At 46.0% G+C, this 21,004-nt stretch carries 3 protein-coding genes; all 3 read left to right on the top strand.

Annotation, left to right across the window (positions count from 1 at the left end; all coding sequences use genetic code 11):
- The first annotated feature begins 6 nt into the window (after nucleotides 1-6).
- On the top strand, nucleotides 7-19,086 hold the full coding sequence (bacC, locus tag ACH97_RS20590; protein ID WP_057957861.1) for a bacitracin non-ribosomal peptide synthetase BacC: 19,080 nt from the start codon (nucleotides 7-9) through the stop codon (nucleotides 19,084-19,086).
- 158 nt (nucleotides 19,087-19,244) lie between these two features.
- The gene (locus ACH97_RS20585; protein WP_025811198.1) at nucleotides 19,245-19,961 is read left to right on the top strand and encodes a response regulator transcription factor; all 717 of its coding nucleotides are present in this window, start codon (nucleotides 19,245-19,247) and stop codon (nucleotides 19,959-19,961) included.
- Nucleotides 19,948-20,982, top strand: coding sequence for a sensor histidine kinase (locus tag ACH97_RS20580; RefSeq protein WP_023855963.1), 1,035 nt, complete (start codon nucleotides 19,948-19,950; stop codon nucleotides 20,980-20,982). The genes ACH97_RS20585 and ACH97_RS20580 overlap by 14 nt, the downstream gene beginning before the upstream one ends.
- Nucleotides 20,983-21,004 lie beyond the last annotated feature (22 nt).

Genomic DNA, 21,004 nt, shown 5'->3' with positions numbered 1-21,004 from the left:
GACGATATGAAAACAAAAGTTGAGAAAATATATCCGTTATCAAACATGCAAAAAGGAATGCTGTTTCATGCCATGAAAGACGAAGCGTCACACGCATATTTTGAGCAGTTCATCATTGAATTAAAAGGTGATGTGGATGAGCGGATGTTTGAAGAAAGCCTAAATGAAGTCATGAAAAGGCATGAGATCCTAAGAGCATCATTTCATCACAGATTGGATGAGCCGCTGCACGTCATTATCAAAGATCGGCACATGAAGTTTGACTATCTTGATATACGAGGCCGGCATGATCAAGACGGCGTTTTGGAGAGATATTTGGCAGAAGATAGACAAAAGGGTTTTGACTTAGCCAAAGATACGTTGATGAGAGCTTGTCTCATCAGAACGTCTGACGATTCGTATCAATTTGTCTGGACGTATCATCACATTTTGCTTGACGGATGGTGCCTTGGCATCATCCTGGATGAGCTGTTGACGATATATGAAATGAAGCGGAAAGGCCAACATCATCAATTGGAAGACCCGAGGCCGTACAGCGATTATATCAAATGGCTGGAGGATCAGGATAAAGAAGAAGCTCAGAGCTATTGGGAGAGCTATTTGAGCGGCTATGATCAAAAAAATTCGCTTCCAAAGCTTCGCACACCTTCTGAGACGGGTTTTAAAAGAAGAGAGAAAACGATTGAATGTTCCAAAGAATTGACAAATCGCCTCATCAAATTGGCCAACCAGAATCATGTAACGATCAATACCGTGCTGCAAAGCATTTGGGGCGTGATTTTGGCGAAATACAACAACAGCGAGGATGTGGTGTTCGGAACCGTTGTTTCCGGCAGAGATGCCGAAGTGGAAGGTATAGAAACAATGGTCGGCGTCTTCATCAACACCATCCCGACCAGAATCAGGCTGGGCAAAGACAAGCTTTTTAAAGATGTTCTGCGCCAAACCCAAGCCGACGCTTTAGAAAGCAGCCGCTACAATTACATGAATTTAGCGGAGGTTCAAGCGCTAAGCGAGTTGAAAAATGATTTGATCGACCATGTCATGGTCTTTGAAAACTATGCCGTTGACCAAAAAGCGTTTGAAGAAAAAAATGATGTAGGTTTTGAAATGGTGAATGTCAGCGGGGAAGAACAGACCAATTATCATTTCAGCATTTCCGCGGCTCTTGACGATCAATTAAAGCTGCTCTTCATCTATGATGAAAATGTATATGACGACACCATCATCGAAACATTAGAAAAGCATATCATCACCGTCGCAGAACAAGTGGCGGAAGATGAGGCACAAACATTACAAGACATCAACCTTGTGTCAAAAGAAGAACAACAGAGGATTTTACACATATTCAACGATACAAAAACGGATTACCCGAAAGACAAGCCGCTTCATGAGCTCTTTGAGGAACAGGCCATGAAGACGCCTGACCAGACGGCTCTTGTGTTCGGTGCTCAGCGCATGACCTATAGAGAGCTGAATAAGAAAGCAAACCAAACCGCGAGACTCCTCAGGGAAAAGGGTATCGGGAGAGGCTCGATTGCCGCGATCATCGCGGACCGCTCCTTTGAGATGATCATCGGCATCATCGGGATTTTAAAAGCGGGCGGCGCATATCTGCCAATCGACCCTGAAACGCCTAAAGACAGAATGGCCTTCATGCTCGAAGACACAAAAGCCGCGGTACTGCTTACACAAGGAAAAGCGGCAGACGGAATCGATTGTGAGGCTGACATCGTTCATCTGGACAAAGGGGCTTCAGACGGATTCAGTAAAGAACCGCTCAGTTCTGTCAATGATTCCGGCGATACCGCCTATATCATCTACACATCAGGATCTACGGGAATGCCAAAAGGCGTCGTCACCCCGCATTACAGTGCGGCAAGAGTCGTTAAAAACACCAATTATATCGACATCACTGAAGATGACGCCATTCTCCAGCTGTCCAACTATTCGTTTGACGGATCGGTGTTCGACATCTTCGGCGCTCTCTTAAACGGAGCCTCACTCGTCCTGATCGAAAAAGAGACGGTCTTGAATACACATGAGCTGGCCGAAGTGATAAAAAAAGAACAAGTCAGCGTGATGTTCATTACGACAGCGCTGTTCAATACGCTCGCCGACATCAATATCGGCTGCCTTGCCAAGCTGCGGAAAATCCTTTTCGGCGGGGAAAGAGCGTCGATACCGCATGTGAGAAAAGTGTTGGATCATGCCGGCCGGGATAAATTGATTCATGTTTACGGCCCGACGGAAAGCACGGTATATGCGACATATTATTTCATCAATGAAATAGATGAAAAAGCCGATACAATCCCGATCGGCAGCCCGCTGGCGAATACGTCGGTCTTGATCATGGATGAAGCCGGCAAGCTCGTGCCGATCGGGGTTCCCGGAGAGCTGTGCATCGCAGGCGATGGTTTAAGCAAAGGATATTTAAACCGCGAGGAACTGACGGCGGAAAAATTCATCCCGCATCCGTTTATGCCGGGAGAAAGGCTGTACAAGACGGGCGATTTAGCGAAATGGCTGCCTGATGGCAACATCGAATTCATCGGCCGAATCGACCATCAGGTGAAAATCCGCGGCTTCAGGATCGAACTCGGCGAAATCGAAAGCCGGCTGGAGATGCATGAAGACATCAACGAGACGATCGTTACCGTCAGAGAAGACGGAGAGAACCGCCCGTACATTTGCGCCTATATCACGGCAAAGCGTGAGATTTCCCTTGATGAGCTGAAAGGGTTTTTAGGTGAAAAGCTTCCGGATTATATGATTCCCGCCTATTTCGTGAACATGGACAAGCTGCCGCTCACCAAAAACGGGAAAGTGGACAGAAAAGCCCTGCCTGAGCCGGACAGAACGATGGGAGCGGAAAGTGAGTATGAGGCGCCGCGAAATGAAACGGAAGAAAAGCTGGCAGCAATTTGGCGTGATATTTTAAAGGTGGAAAAGGCCGGTATCAACGATCATTTCTTCGAGCTGGGGGGACATTCTCTCAAAGCGGCCGCGATGGCGGCAAGAATCCGAAAGGAGCTCAAAGCGGAAATCCCTCTTGGGCAAATCTTTAAAACACCGACAATCAAAGGATTGGGAGAATATATCAGATCGACAAAAGATAGTGTTGATTCATCTATTAAAAAAGTGGAAGAAAAAGAATACTATCGTCTTTCATCCGCGCAAAAAAGACTGTACATTCTAGGTCAAATCGAAGGGAGCGGATTGTCCTACAACATCCCTTTTACCATGAAAGTCAAGGGTTCCTTCGATATACGCCGGTTTGAGAACGCATTGCAAATTGTCATTCAAAGACATGAAGCGCTTAGAACGTCCTTCTTGATGGCGGATGGAGAGCCAGTTCAAAAGATTGAAAAAGAAGTAGATTTCAGCATCAAATCCAGCGAAATAGAGTCTCTATCCATTCAAGAGATCATCAAACAATTTGTCAGACCGTTTGATTTGAAAAAGGCCCCGCTTTTTAGAACAGAGGTGGTCAAGGTTGACGACGAGGAACATATCATTCTGTTTGATATGCACCATATCATTTCTGACGGCGCATCGATGGGGGTTTTGACAAAAGAAATTTGCGATTTGTACGGCGGAAAAGAACTGGAGCCGCTCAGCCTCCAATATAAAGACTATTCAGAATGGCAAAGGGCTTTTTATCAAAAAGATGAGATGAAAAGGCAAAAAGAGTACTGGCTCAATATTTTCAAAGGCGAGATTCCAGTCCTCAACATGCCGACGGATTACCCGAGGCCGCAAATGCACAGTGTTGAAGGCGATAGAATCGGTTTTGCAATCGACGGCGAATTGACGAAGAAGCTCAAGCGGATCGCCAAAAACAACGGAGCGACCATGTATATGCTTCTTCTGGCGGCGTATACGGTTTTGCTTAGAACATATAGCGGACAGGAAGATTTGATTATCGGAACGCCGATTCAAGGAAGAAAACATCACGAGCTGAAACATGTAATCGGAATGTTTGTCAATACGCTGGCGATGAGAAATCATCCGAAGGGCGACAAGACATTCGCTGAATTTTTGCAAGATGTAAAAGAGACGGCGCTGAAGGCGTATGAAAACCAAGATTATCAATTTGACGATCTTGTCGAACAGCTTGACCTTGAACGCGACATGAGCAGAAATCCGCTGTTTGATACGATGTTTGTCCTGCAAAACTTGGAAAAAGCGGATGCTGAAATAGAAGGGCTCACATTTGAACCGTTTGAAAGCGACATCCATATTTCAAAATTTGACCTCACTTTATCGGCAATCGAAAAAGACTCGAAGATCGAATTTGATTTGGAATACTGTACAAAGCTGTTTAAAAGAGAAACGGTCGAAAGGATGGCGGCGCATTTCGTCCGTGCTTTAGAGGATATTTCCAATCGGCCGGACATGCGGCTTGATCAAATAGAGGCCATGTCAGAAGACGAAAAAAACACATTGTTATATCGGTTTAATGATACGAAAACTGATGCTCCAATAGACAAAACCATTTGCCGGCTGTTTGCGGAGCGGGCGGAGACATCGCCTGACCAAACCGCGGTCGTGTTTGAAGATCAAAAGCTGACATATCGACAATTGCATGAGAGGTCAAATCAGCTGGCCCGGTTTTTAAGAGACAAAGGGGTTAAACCGAACACAGCCGTCGGCATCATGGTGGACCGCTCTCCCGAGATGATCATCGGCCTTCTGGGAATTTTGAAGGCCGGAGGCGCGTACCTGCCGCTTGATCCGGCATATCCTGAAGACAGGATCAAATACATCCTAGGCGACAGCCAAACAAAGTTTCTTCTGTCGGAAGAGGCGCTCATCAAAAAACGGTCCTTTATCAAAGAGGCCGGCATGATCAACATTGATATTCACGACAAACAAATTGCCGCCCTGGATGCGGCTCAATTGGAGACTGTCAGCCATAGTGGGGATTTGGCTTACATCATCTATACTTCAGGGTCCACAGGAAAACCGAAGGGCGTCTTAATCGAACAAAAAGGGCTGAGCAATCTTGTTTCAGCAGTTGTCAAATTGATGCATTTAAACACGGACAGCAGAGTGATTCAATTTGCTTCACTATCATTTGATGCGTCAGTATTTGAAATCTTTCCGGCGCTGGCAGCCGGGGCGGCTTTAGTGTTGGGACGGCAGGAGGAAATGATGCCGGGGCAGCCGTTAACAAGCTTTCTAAGACAGTATGACATCACTCATGCGACTTTGCCGCCGACCGTTCTGAATGTGTTGGATGAATTCAGATTGGAAAACCTCAAAGTGATCGTTTCCGCGGGCTCTGCCTGCACTGAAGAACTCGCAAAAAGGTGGTTCGGAAATCGGCTGTTTATCAATGCCTACGGACCGACGGAAACGACGGTCTGTGCAACGGCGGGGGTTTACGGAGGATCCGGTCGTCCTCATATCGGCAGTCCGATTGACAATACAAACGTATATGTATTGGATCAAAACCAGAAGCCTGTGCCGACAGGCGTTGTTGGAGAGCTTTGCGTCGGCGGAATCAGTCTTGCACGCGGGTATTTAAACCGGCCGGAACTGACAGCCGAAAAGTTTATTTCACATCCGTTTGTATCAGGGGAAAGATTGTACCGGACGGGTGATCTGGCCAGATGGCTGCCCGGTGGACATCTCGAGTTTTTAGGAAGAATAGACCATCAGGTGAAAATACGCGGATACCGGATTGAACTGGGAGAAATCGAGAATCAATTGCTCAAGCTTGACAAAATCGACGAAGCGGCGGTTATAGCCAGGAAGGACGATGACAACAGCGATTATTTGTGCGCTTATATCGTCTCCAAAGAAGACTGGACATCAACCGAGCTCAGTGAATGGCTCGAAAAAGAGCTCCCTCACTATATGATTCCGGCTTATTTTGTCAGACTGGATAAGCTGCCGCTCACCGCAAACGATAAAGTCGATCGAAAAGCCCTCCCTGCACCTGACAGACATGTCGCAACAGGAGCGGAATACGAAGCACCGCGGGATGACACAGAAGCTAAGCTCGTTGACATCTGGAGGGATGTTCTCGGTGCCGGAGACATCGGTATCAGCCATCACTTCTTTGCAGCAGGAGGAGATTCGATCAAGGCGTTGCAAATCGTCTCAAGGCTGTCCAGGCTTGGCCTGAAGCTTGAAATGAAGGATCTGTTCGCCAATCCGAGAATCAAGGATCTTTCCAAGTATGTTAAAAAACAATCACAGAGGCAAAATGCCAATACAATCGTCACGGGACATGCAGAACTCACTCCGATCCAAAAATGGTATTTTACTAATAACAAAGAAGAGCTGGATCACTTTAACCAGTCATTTGTGCTCTTCAGAAAGGGCGGATTTGACGAAAGCTGTGTTAAAAAGACTTTCAATAAAATAATGGAGCAGCACGACGCGTTAAGGATGATCTATGAGGAAAAAGGCGGGGACTTCATTCAGTACAACAGAAGCTTTCAGAAAGACCTGTTCGACCTGGATGTTTATGATGTAAGAGGGCTTGATCGTCAAGCGGAAAAGGTGTATGAGCTGGCGACAAGCATTCAAAAACAAACATCGATCAGAAAAGGAAAACTTGTTCATCTCGGCATCTTCCGGGCTGATGAGGGCGACCACCTGCTCATTGTAATCCATCACCTTGTCGTCGACGGTGTATCGTGGAGAATACTGTTCGAGGACTTCGAAACATTGTACAGTCAGGCATTAAAGGGGCAAACGCTCGAGATCGGCTACAAAACGGATTCCTATCAAGAATTCGCCCGCAGGTTAAAAGCATACGCCCGCAGCCGAACCTTATTGAAGGAAGCCAAATATTGGCGGAACGTTGCCAAGGCACGTGTCCGGTTTATTCCGCCAAAGAACATATTAAAGGAAGATGTATACGAAAACAGCACGACGTTGAGCATCAAGCTCGGCAAAGAGGCAACAGCGGACCTTTTGCGAAACACGAACAGAGCCTACAACACCGAAATCAACGATATTTTGTTAACGGCATTACTAACCGGAGCAAAGGACATCACAGGGGAAAACAAACTGAAGGTCATGATGGAAGGCCACGGCAGGGAAGATATTTTAGAAGGCGTTGACATCACGAGAACAATCGGCTGGTTTACGACGATGTATCCGGTGCTTCTTGATGCAGGAGAAGAAAAAGCCCTCTCCCAACATATCAAAATGGTCAAAGAAACGTTGAGAAAAATACCGAATAAAGGAATCGGCTACGGACTCTTAAAGTATATGGCTGAAGACCCGGATTTTATCAACGAAGAAAAGGCCCGGATTTCATTTAACTATTTAGGCGAGATCGATGCCGACATGAACCGCGGCGAATTTTCCGGCTCAAGCTTCTCCGAAGGGGAAAGCATCGGCGGAAAAATCGCGAGAAGTCATTCTATCGAAATCAACGCCATCGTGATTCATCATGAGCTGGTGATTCATACAACCTTTAATCAAATGGAATACGAAAAAGATACGATCAGCCGGCTGAATCATCAATTAAAAGAACGCCTGGAACAAATCATTAAGCACTGCACGCAACAGACGGAAAGCGAAAGAACGCCGTCCGACTATGGAGATACAAATATCAGTTTAGACGAACTTGAAGAAATCAAAGGAAAATACAGTAGCGTCATTGAAAAAATCTATCCGCTTGCCAACATGCAAAAAGGTATGCTGTTCCATGCCATCGAGGATCATACCTCAGATGCATATTTTCAGCAGACGGTCATGGATATTGAAGGATATGTCGATCCGGCGATTCTTGAGGCAAGCTTTAATGACATCATGAAACGGCATGAAATCTTAAGGGCCTCTTATGAATATGAAATTGTTGAAGAACCGAGGCAGATCATCATCGAAAACCGCAGCATCGATTTCACCTATTTCAATATCGCGAAAAGCTCCGCACAGCAACAGGAAATGTTCATTGAGAGATTGATCAATGAAGATCGAAAAAAAGGCTTTGATTTAAGCAGAGATGTGTTAATGAGGGCTTACTTGCTGAAAACGGCGGAGCGCTCGTACCGGCTTGTCTGGAGCCATCACCATATTTTACTCGATGGCTGGTGCCTTGGCATCATCATGCGTGAGCTGTTTGTCATCTACGAAAACCGGATGAACGGCAAAGCCAGTCCATTAAAGGAGACGAAGCCGTACAGCGATTATATTAAGTGGCTTGAAAGACAGGATCAGGAAGAGGGCCGTCAATATTGGCGCGAATATTTAAAAGGGTATGAGGAACAGGCACAGCTGCCTACATTAACAAAACGCAAAAAAAGCAGCCTGTATGACCGCCGGGAGAAGGTCATCCATTTGTCAAAACAGCTGACAAAACAATTGAAGGCGCTCGCTGCTAAAAACAGCGTTACGCTTCATACGGTGATTCAAACGATTTGGGGCTTGATGCTTACGAAATATAATAAGATCGATGATGTCGTGTTTGGAACGGTCGTATCGGGCAGGGAAGCAAACGTAGACGGAATCGAAGACATGATCGGTCTGTTTATCAACACCATCCCGACAAGAATCAGATTCAATGAGCAGGCGCGTTTTAACGAATGTTTGCAAAAGGTTCAGGAAGATGCGATTCAAAGCAACCGCTACAACTATATGAATCTCGCTGAAGTCCAGGCTTTGAGCAGCTTAAAGAAAGATCTGATCGATCATATTCTCGTATTTGAGAACTATGAAACTGATGAACAGGACTTTGAAGAGAGTCAAATGAAGACAGGCTTTAAGGTGAATGAGATCAGCGCTGCGGAACAAAGCAATTACAGCTTTAGCATGTCGGTGACTCCTGGCGAAGAGCTCACCCTTGTTTTGACATATGACGGCAATGTCTATGACAGGGATATCATCAACAATATCGAAGGTCATATCAAAAGGGTCGCTGAGCAAGTGACGGCAAATGAGAACCGGAAAATCGCAGAGATTGACATGCTGGCGGAGGAAGAAAGAAAGACGCTTCTATATGAGTTCAACCGGACAAACGCAGATTATCCAAGGAATAAAACGATCCATCAATTATTTGAAGAACAGGCGGAACGGACGCCTGGGCATACTGCGGTCGTATTTGAAAAGGAGAAGCTCTCGTACAAAGCACTGAATGAAAGGTCAAATCAGCTGGCGGGACTGTTAAGGGAAAAAGGCGTAAAACCTGACATGATCGTCGGCGTTATGGCGGAGCGTTCTGTGGAGATGATTGTCGGAATGCTGGCGGTGCTGAAGGCCGGAGGCGCATACTTGCCGATCGATCCCGAATATCCGGAAGACCGGATCAGATACATGATCGAAGACAGCGGCATCAGCATCCTGCTGAAAAAGGCGGACAAACAGATTGACGTTGATCTCACCTGTATCGATATGAACGAAAAAGGGCTGACAAAAGACAAAGCCACAGAGAACTTAGAGCACACGAGCGGTTCTTCTGACATGGCTTATGTCATCTATACCTCAGGTTCGACCGGAAAGCCGAAGGGTGTCATGGTCAACCATCAATCAATTGTTAATACGCTTTATTGGAGGAAACAATCGTATGGCTACAGTACAGCCGATGCCACACTTCAAGTGCCGTCCTTTTCATTTGACAGTTCTGTTGAAGATATTTTCACGACGCTTATATCTGGGGCGAAGCTGGTTTTAATTAGAGATTTGCGGATGAATCCGCGTGAGATCATCGGTGTGTTGCGAACGCATAAAGCGACAAACTTGCTGGCCGTTCCGAGCTTTTATCTAAGCCTGCTCGACACGATTGAGCAGCCTTTAGAGGATTTAAGATTTATCACGGTCGCAGGGGAAGGCTTCAATGAAAGTCTGATCCGGCAGCATTTTGAAAAGCTGCCGAACGTCAAATTGTTTAATGAATACGGACCGACGGAAAACAGCGTTTGCTCAACGCGGGGCGAGCTGCAAAAAGATGACGAAAAAGTCGTCATCGGCCGGCCGATCAGCAATCACAAGGCTTATATTTTAAATCACAACCAGCAACTGCTGCCGTTGGGCACACCCGGTGAACTTTGTCTGAGCGGGGAAGGCCTTGCCCGCGGATACTTAAACAGACCTGACCTCACGCTTGGAAAATTTGTTCCAAACCCGTTTGTTCTAGGAGAAAACATGTACAGGACGGGGGATCTCGCAAGATTTTTACCTGATGGCCAAATCGAATATTTAGGAAGAATCGACCACCAAGTCAAAATCCGCGGATTCAGAATCGAACTGAGCGAAATCGAAAACCAATTGCTGAAAATAGAAGGCATTGACGCGGCGGCAGTTATGGCGCGGGAAGATCAAGCCGGCGGAAAATACCTATGCGCATATATCGTCGCGGACAAAACGGCCGGCGTTGCAGACGTCAGAAAATGCTTGTTAAAGGAACTGCCGGATTACATGGTGCCGTCATACTTTGTCAAGCTCGATCAATTGCCGCTTACGGCAAACGGCAAAATCGACAGAAAAGCGCTCCCTGAACCTAGCGGCACAATCAGTGAAGCGACGTACGAAGCACCGAGGAACCGCACAGAGGAAAAGCTTGTCTCAATCTGGGAGGACGTTTTAGGGATCGAAAACATCGGAATCAGCCACAATTTCTTTGAACTTGGCGGCCATTCCTTAAAAGCTGCGGCATTGACTGCAAAATTGCATAAAGAAATGAAGATTGAAGTCCCTTTAAGACAAATATTCGAAACACCAACAATCAAAGACATCGGTGATTTTATCGAATCCATGAAAGAAAGCCCTTATGCGTCCATCACACAAGCGGAAGAGAAAGAGTATTACGCATTGTCATCCGCACAAAGAAGGCTGTATATCCTTAATCAAATCGAACCAGGCGGCCTCTCTTACAACATGCCTTTCGCCATGAAAATTGCAGGAGATTTTGATGTCGACCGGTTCGAGGATGCTTTTCGGCAATTGATAGAAAGACATGAAGCCTTGAGGACGGCCTTTGTGATGGTTGACGGCGAACCTGTACAAAAAATCGAAAAAGAAGTCGATTTTAAAGTGAAGTACGGACGACTCGGGCAGGACCGGCTGGAAGAAAAAATCAAAGCGTTCATCAAGCCGTTTGCTTTGGAAAAAGCGCCGCTTTTAAGAGTGGAAGTATTAAAAGCGAGTGGCGATGAACATGTACTGATGTTCGACATGCACCATATCATTTCAGACGGGGTATCCATGGCCATTTTCACAAGAGAACTGGCCGAGTTGTATGAGGGGAAAACATTGCAGCCGTTAACGATTCAGTACAAAGACTTTTCAGAATGGCAAAAACTTTTTTATCAAAAAGATGAGATTAAACGCCAGGAAGACTACTGGCTCAACGTTTTTCAAGGTGAAGTGCCGGTGCTGAATTTGCCGGCGGATGAAAAACGTCCGCAAAAGCGTTCGATTGAAGGAGATATCGTTCAGTTTGAAATAGACGGCGAAACGTCCGCCATGCTGAACAAACTGGCGAAAGAGAACGGCGCGACGATGTATATGTTGCTTTTGGCGGGATACACAACGCTCTTGGCGAAGTATACAGGCCAGGAGGATATCGTTGTCGGCTCACCGATCGCGGGAAGGCATCACAGCGATTTGAAACATGTCATCGGAGTGTTTATCAACACGCTGGCGATGAGGAACCATCCAATAGGAGACATGCCATTTGCCGATTATTTAAAAGAGGTTAAAGAAACGGCGCTGAAAGCTTATGAAAATCAAGACTATCCATTTGATGAACTGGTTGAAAAACTTGATGTCAAACGGGATATGAGCAGACACCCGCTGTTTGATACCATGCTTGTTCTGCAAAACTTCGACGGCGATGAAGCGGACATCGATGGCTTGATATTCCAGCCACTCCAAACCGAGGTGAACATCTCAAAATTTGATTTGACGCTGACAGCCGCTGAGACAAATGAAGGCATTCAATGTGTTTTCAACTACAGTACAAAATTGTTTAAGCGGTCCACGATTGAAAGAATGGCGGGCCATTTGATCAATATTTTAAAGGAAGCGGCAAACGATCCGCAAATGCCGTTGAGCGACGTGAACATGCTGTCAGATGAAGAAATCAGAGTGCTTCGGGATCAGAATCAAGGACAACGAACAGATTACCCTAAAGATCAAACGGTTCATCAGCTGTTTGAGCATCAGGCTGGCAAAACGCCGGAGCAAACAGCGGTGGTCTTTGCGGATGAAAAGCTGACGTACAGGGAACTGAACGAAAAAGCAAATCAATTGGCAAGGCTTTTGAGAGACAAAGGAGCAAGCGCCGGTGCACCTGTAGCGATCATGATTGAACCATCGCTTGAGATGATCATTTCCATGATGGCGGTACTGAAAGCCGGAGCGGCTTACGTGCCGATCGAGTCGGAGCAATTGGCCAAACGGACGAATGAGATTTTAAGTGACAGCAGAGCTGCAATATTGCTTGTCAAAGGCTCTGTCAAAGAAAACGTCGCGTTCGCTGGAGAAATCGTCAATGTTGCCGACGGTTTGATTGATGCGAAGGCCGCGTCAAACCTGTCTACATCGGGTGCAGCCGATCAGAATGCATATATTATATACACATCAGGCTCCACCGGAAAGCCGAAAGGCGTATTTGTCAGACACGGGAATGTGGTGAATTATACAGCATGGTTTATGAAGGAAGCGAGTCTTACAGAAAACGACAAAGCCATGCTTGTGTCTTCATATGCGTTCGATTTGGGCTATACGAGCATCTTTTCGGCGCTGTTAAGCGGAAGCGAACTGCATATCGCACGAAAAGAATGCTATACAAATGCGCACCGGGCTTTAAAGTATATCAAAGAAAACGGCATCACCTATATCAAACTGACGCCGTCTCTGTTTAACATTTTTGTCAATGATCCGGGCTTTTCCGCCGAAAAACCTTGTGCTACTCTCAGGCTGGTCGTCTTGGGCGGGGAGATGATCAATACAAGGGATGTTGAGACATTTTACAACCAATATCCGGATCATGTGGTCATGAATCATTATGGCCCGACGGAAACGACAATCGGCTCAGTCTTTAAAGTGATCGACCCGGAACACCTCAATTCTTTCAAAGAATATCCGGTTATCGGCACTCCGATCCATAATACGAATGCATATGTGCTTGATGAAAATATGAAACTGCTTCCGGAAGGTGTGTACGGAGAGCTCTGCATCGCAGGCGCCGGAGTGACAGGCGGCTATGTAAACAAACCGGATATCACGAAAGAAAAATTCGTCGAAGATCCGTTTGCACCGCATACAAAAATGTACAGGACCGGGGACCTTGCCAGAAGGCTGAGCGATGGAAATATCGAACTTGCAGGACGGATGGACAGCCAAGTAAAGGTAAGGGGCTACAGAATCGAACCGGAAGAAATCAAAAACAGGCTGTTGGCTCATGATGATATCAAGGAAGCCTTTATTGCTGCAAGGGAAGACCATAAAGGTGCAAAACAGCTGTGCGCCTATTTCACAGCAAACGCCGAATTACCGTTCGAGGACATCAGGACGTATCTGATGCGCGAGCTTCCAGAATATATGATTCCGTCTTCATTTGTCCAAATTGAGAAGATGCCGCTTTCAGCCAACGGAAAGATCGATACAACCGCATTGCCTGAACCGCAGCCGGGAAAAGAGACGGAATACGAACCGCCGCGGAACGAGACGGAAGAAAAGCTTGTTCAAATATGGGAAGATGTGCTTGGCATTGACAAGATCGGGATCACTCATCACTTTTTTGCAGCAGGCGGCGATTCCATCAAAGCGCTGCAAATGATCTCAAGATTATCAAGAGAAGGCCTGTCGCTAGAAATGAAAGATCTGTTTGCAAATCCGCAAATCAAGTCTTTGAGCCGATATGTCAAGGCCGAAACCGACAAATCAGCATCATATGAAACGGTAGAGGGCGAGGTTCTCTTGACTCCGATTCAACAAGAGTATTTCTCGTTGAACAAAACGGACAGGAACCATTACAACCATGCGGTTATACTTTATAGGAAAAACGGATTCGACGAGAGCATCGTCAAACGTGTATTCAGAGAAATCATCCAACATCACGATGCACTCCGGACGGTGTTTAGAGAAGAAGGCGGAAAGATCATTCAGTACAACCGGGGACCGGGCAAAAAGCTGTTTGACCTATTTGTCTATGATGTCTCGAGCGAAAACGACCAGCCACAGAAAGTGTACCAATTGGCAACGGAGCTTCAGCAAAGCATCGATATTAAAACCGGCCCTCTGGTTAAACTGGCGCTCTTCAAAACGAATAATGGGGATCACCTGCTGATCATCATCCATCACCTTGTGGTCGACGGTATCTCCTGGAGAATATTATTTGAAGATTTGGCGCTGGGGTACAGTCAGTTATCAAATGGGGAAAAAGTCGAGTTCTATCCAAAAACAGCTTCCTACCAGGAATATGCACATCACATCAAGGAATATTCAAAAACTGAAAAACTGCTTGGTGAAAAACAGTATTGGCTGAAGGCCGTTTGTGAAGACGTCAAATTCCTGGAAATGAATGAAGATGCAGGTGTCTTCAAAGTTGAGGACAGCAAAACATTCAGCACGGAACTCGAAAAAGAGGAGACAGCGCGGCTTTTAAGAGAAACAAACCAAGCTTACCGTACCGAAATCAACGATCTTCTGATCGCTGCGCTTCTGGTGGCGGCAAGAGATATGACCGGGCAAAATAAATTAAGAATCATGCTGGAGGGGCATGGAAGAGAACAGGTGGCAGATGGCATCGATATCAGCAGAACGGTCGGCTGGTTTACCTCGAAATACCCGGTATTCATCGATTTGGGACAAGAAACAGACATGTCCAGAACGATTAAAATGGTGAAAGAGCACTTGCGAAACGTGCCGAACAAAGGCATCGGCTACGGAATTTTAAAGTATCTCACCCGGGACAGTGAGATCGCAAAAGGCGCAACATCACCAATCTTGTTCAATTACCTGGGACAGCTTGATGAAGACATCAACAGCAGAGAATTTTCTTCATCACACCTGTCGCCGGGAGAAGCAGCCGGAAAGGGCATCACTAGAGAACATCCACTCGAAATCAATGCGGTGGTCTTCAGGGGACAACTGGCCATTCAAACGACCTATAACACAAGAGCATACAGTGAAGACGTCGTCAGAACTTTTGCTCAAAAATATAAAGAAGCCTTGAAAGCGGTCATTCGCCACTGCGCGGAACGAGAAGAGACGGAAAAAACGCCGTCCGATTACGGAGACAAAGGCATCAGCTTAGATCAGCTTGAGGAAATCAAACTGAAATATAAAGGGATGGAAATCGAAAAAATCTATCCGCTTGCCAACATGCAAAGGGGCATGCTGTTCCACGCACTCGAAGACAAGGAATCACAGGCGTACTTTGAACAAATGGCCATCGATATGAAAGGATTGATCGATGAGCGTCTGTTTGCAGAAACGTTCAATGACATCATGGAAAGACACGAGATTCTAAAGGCCTCTATCGAGTATGAAATAACGGATGAACCAAGAAATGTGATCATCAAGGACAGAAAGATCAATCTTGACTATCATGACTTGCGAAAGCAGAGTCCGGCGGAACGGGAGCAAGTGATTCAAACGTATCGCAAAGCAGATCGGGAGAAAGGTTTTCGCTTAAACAGCGAACCATTGATCAGAGCCGCGCTAATGAGAACCGAGGATGACAGTTATACGTTCATATGGACAAACCACCATATTCTGCTTGACGGCTGGTCCCGGGGAATCATTATGGGAGAGCTGTTCCAAATGTATCATATGAAAGAAGGCGGGCAAAAACACCGGCTTGAAGAGGCAAGACCGTACAGCGATTATATCGGGTGGCTAGAGCAACAGGATAAAGAAGCTCCAAAAGCGTACTGGAGAAACTATTTATCAGGCTTTACCGAAAAATCGCCGATTTCGGTTTTGGCGAGTTCTTCCGGACATGCGAAATATAAGAGAAAAGAGGCCGTCATAGAATTCCCGCAACAATTAACCGGCCGGATCACAGAGCTTGCCAGCCGTAACAATGTCACCCTCCATACTGTTTTACAATGCATTTGGGGAATGCTTTTGGCAAGGTACAATCAAACGGATGATGTCGTATTCGGTACAGTCATTTCCGGCAGGGATGCACAAGTAGCCGGAATCGAAAAAATGGTCGGATTATTCATCAACACTGTACCGACGAGAATTAGACTGGAAAAAAGCCAAAGCTTTAAGGAACTCATCAAAAGCGTTCAGGAACAGGCTTTGGAAGGCAGGACATATCATGACATGAATCTGTCGGAAGTACAGTCGCTCAGTGAATTAAAAAGAGAGCTGCTGGATCATATCCTGATTTTCGAAAATTACGCAGTTGATCAGAGTGCATTTGAGACAAGCGGCAAACGCGGTGCTGGTTTTATCTTTGAAGAAATTCACGCCGAAGAACAAACAAATTACGGATTTAATATTGTGGCCGTCCCGGGCGAACGTTTGGTCATCAAATTGACTTATGACGGAAATATCTATCATGACCACATCATCGCCGGTATCAAAGGACACCTTCAACAAGTGATGGAACAGGTCGTCCAAAATGAAGATCAGTCATTAAACGACATCACAGTCCTTTCGGAAGCTGAAAGAAACAGGCTGTTGTACGAATGGAATGACACGAGAGCGGAATATCCGAATCAGACGATTCACCGGCTGTTTGAGGAACAAGCCGAAAAAACCCCTGAGCTTGCTGCGGTTGTCTCAGGAAATGACAAACTGACGTACCGTGAGCTCAATGAAAAATCAAATCAGCTTGCCAGATACCTCAGGGACAAAGGAGTCAAAGAGGATACGATTGTCGCCATCATGGCAGAACGCTCACCGGAAATGATGGTCGGAATCATGGGCATTTTGAAAGCCGGAGGAGCCTATTTGCCGATTGATCCCGATTATCCGGAAGAAAGGATCAAGTATATGCTTGAAGATAGCGGAGCGGCCATCATCCTTGTGGATCACAAGCAGGACTTGGGCACACTTCATCAGGAAGCCGTCGAATTAACTGGAGATTTCAGCAGTTATCCGGCTGACAATCTGGAACCGGCGGGTAACACCGACAGCCTTGCATATATCATCTACACGTCAGGTTCCACAGGAAAACCAAAAGGGGTCATGATCAGGCAAAGAGGGCTGGTCAACTATATTACCTGGGCTGCCCGTGTATATGTCCAAGGCGAACAGCTTGATTTTGCCCTCTACTCATCCATTGCCTTTGATTTAACGGTGACATCGATATTTACGCCATTAATCTCAGGCAACCGGGTGATTGTGTATCAGCATAGCAGGGACGGGGAACCGCTGATTCGAAAAGTGTTCAGAGACCAAAAAGCCGGGATTGTCAAATTAACCCCGTCTCATTTAAGCCTTGTCAAAGATATGGGTGCCAGCGGATCAAGCATCAAACGCCTGATCGTCGGCGGGGAAGATTTAAAAACGGAACTGGCCAAAGAAATCACGGAGAGATTTCATCACAACATTGAAATCTACAATGAATACGGTCCGACCGAAACGGTTGTCGGCTGCATGATCTATCAATATGATGCCGGACGGGACCGGCAAGTTTCTGTCCCGATCGGCAAGCCGGCCTCCAATGTCCAGCTCTATATTCTGGATGAGCGTCAGGAAGTACAGCCGGTCGGAATTGCCGGAGAGCTGTATATCAGCGGAGACGGAGTCGCAAAAGGCTATTTGAACAAACCGGAACTGACGTCTGAAAAATTCCTGCCAAATCCGTTTTTACCGGGTGAAAGAATGTATCGAACAGGAGATCTTGCAAGGATGAGGCCGGATGGACATATTGAGTATCTGGGCCGGATCGATCACCAAGTCAAGATTCGGGGCTATCGCATCGAACTTGGCGAAATCGAGCATCAATTGTTAAGGCACAGCGATATAAAAGAAGCGGCGGTTGCCGCCAAAACAGATCAAAGCAACGATCAAGTTCTTTGCGCATACGTCGTTTCCGAAAGAGACATCACACAGGAAGACATTAAAGCGTTTTTGGTGAAGGAGCTTCCGGAATATATGGTGCCGTCCTATTTGCTGAAGCTTGATGAGCTGCCGCTGACACCAAACGGAAAAGTCGACTTGAAGGCCCTTCCAGAGCCAGATCGAAGCGCGGGCGCTTTACTGGAATATGAGCCTCCAAGACATGAGTTGGAAGAAAAAATGGCCGCCATTTGGGAAGACATCCTGAATATCGAACTGATTGGCATCAACGCCAACATATTCGATATCGGAGCGAATTCTTTAAACATCATGTCATTTGTCTCTAGGCTATATGCAGAGCTTGGCTTCAGAGTTCCGTTTAAGGACATTTTCTCCAAGCCGACCATTAAAGAGCTGTCTGATTTTCTGAAGCATGCACAAGACCTGCTGAAAGACTACACAGATGATTGCATGCAGCTGACCAGGGCGGAAGAAGGCGGCAAAAACCTGTTCTGCTTTCCGCCGGCCGCGTCGATGGGCATTGCCTACATGGGCTTGGCCAAGTATCTAAAGCAGCATTCGGTGTACAGCTTCAACTTCATTCCATCCGCAAACAGGGTTCGAAAATACGCGGATATCATTAAAAACATTCAAGGTGAAGGGCCGTACACATTAATCGGCTATTCATCCGGCGGAATCCTGGCATTTGATGTGGCGAAAGAATTGAACCGGCAAGGATATGAAGTCGAAGATTTGATCATCATCGATTCAAAATATCGGACAAAAGCCGAGAAACATCAGTTCACAGAGGAGGAATACAGAGAAGAGATATCCAAAACATTTGAACTTGAGAAATACCGCGATGCAGAGAAATTATTGAGCGACTATTTAGTGGACTTGGTGATGAAGTCTTATGTATATATACAAAACACAGTCACAACCGGCGCAATTGACGGACATATCAGCTATATCAAGTCAAGCGACAATCAGCGGGATGAAAATATGATGATGTGGGAAAAAGCGGCGTCCAAAACCTTTACAGTCGTTCAAGGAGCCGGAACCCATATGCAAATGATCTCCAAGTCCCATCCCGACATTCTTGAAAGAAATGCAAGATTGATCCATGATATCATCAATAAGACTGTCAAAATATGAACAAAACGGCATCCTTTTCAGGGTGCCTTTTGTTTGCCTCATCAACTCTCTGTTATAATGAAAGGCAAAGAAAAGAGAGGAAATATTTCAAAAAACAAGCAGCAGCTGGTGCTGCGGTGTGAACATCTATCAAGACAAAATAAAAGCGGGTGAACCAAGTGGAAACCATTCGAGTGCTCATAGCGGATGATGAAAAAGAAATCAGAGATTTATTGAAAACCTATTTAAAAAGAGAGTGTTATGAGGTTGACGTGGCAGTTGACGGAGAAGATGCGTTAAGGCTGTTTGAACAAAACCATTACCACCTCGTGATATTGGATGTCATGATGCCGAAAATCGACGGCATCGAGGTCTGCAGAAGGATGAGGAATCATACGAATGTTCCGATCCTGATGCTGACCGCCAAAGACCTTGAAGGCGATAAAATTTTAGGACTGTCCATCGGCGCCGACGATTATATAACAAAGCCCTTCAGCGTAAACGAAGTGCTTGCGCGGATCAAAGCCATGCTGAGGCGCTTTTTGGTCCTCGGAAGCGAAAGCCGCTCCGATGAACAATCGCTGATTCAATTTAAAGGATTGACCATCGATTTGAAAACATATACGGTCACCGCGGGCGGACAGGAGATCTCTCTGACGGCGAAGGAGTTTGAACTGCTGAAGTTTTTCGCCTCAAATCCGGGGCAGGTATTTACGAAAACGCAGCTGTTTCGAAACGCATGGAGCGATCAATACATAGAAGATGACAATACGGTCATGGTGCATATCAGAAGGCTGAGAAAAAAAATAGAGCCGGACCCTTCCGATCCACAATTTATTCAAACTGTTTGGGGAATTGGCTATAAGTTTGTAGGTGAGAAAGATGCTGACCGATAAAAAGCTGCTGCTTCTCATTCTGCAATGTGCGGCGATTGCAGCACTTTTGTTCATCTATATGAAAACGGCTTCCTTTGGGGTTTTCAGCACAATGTTGTTTATTTTTCTGTTTGCCGTTACCGCGCTGCTGTTTACGATGAGGCTTCGCTTCATCGATCGCTTAAAGCTGATCGAAACCGAGCTGAAGCGCGTGGCGGATGGAAATTTAAGAAGAAGATTGCTGGCGAAAGGCGGTCAGCCGTTTAATGAAATCATTTTTTCCATTAACGAATTGATAGAGCAGCTTGAAAAAGTTCAAATCAACGCCGCAAAATCGGAAGCGGCCAGAAAACGGCTGCTGTCTAATATTTCCCACGATATCCGAACGCCGCTCACATCAATTATTGGCTATGTTGATGCATTAAAAGATGGGGTCGCGTCTTCGGAAGAAGAGAAACAGGAATATCTCAATATCCTTTCTAAAAAATCCAACAGCCTCAAGCAATTGATCGATGAAATATTCAACATGGCGAAATTGGACGCGAATGAAGTCCAGTTGAAAACAGAGTTTTTTGACCTGGCCGAAGTCGCTAGGGAAACGCTGATCGACTTTTTGCCGGAACTGAAAAAACATGACATTGATTTGAATGTACAGATCCCGGAAAAGAAATGCTCTGTTATTGCAGATCGGCTCAGCTTGATCCGCGTGATCGAAAACATCGTGAGAAACGGCATTCATTATGGAAAAGAGGGAAAAGTACTTGGAATCGAACTGACGGAATCAGAACATGAATATCAGCTTCTCATCTGGGATCAAGGTCCGGGAATTCCGGAAAACGATATTGAAAACGTGTTTGATAGAATGTACCGCAGAGACCGGTCGAGAAGCCTTGATGACGGGAGCGGCCTGGGGCTTGCCATCGCCAAATCGCTCGTCGAAAAAAACCGCGGACGCATATGGGCACAGAGCGTCCCGTGGGAAAAAACGACGTTTGGTTTTTCGCTGCCTAAACAAAACCATCTCCAATCATTTAAGAATTAATTAAGAATTGGTTAAGAAGAAG

This window comes from Bacillus paralicheniformis, from assembly GCF_001042485.2.
Lineage (GTDB): Bacteria > Bacillota > Bacilli > Bacillales > Bacillaceae > Bacillus > Bacillus paralicheniformis.
The sequence above is the reverse complement of the archived record's forward strand: the minus strand, read 5'-3'. Positions and strand labels throughout refer to the sequence as shown.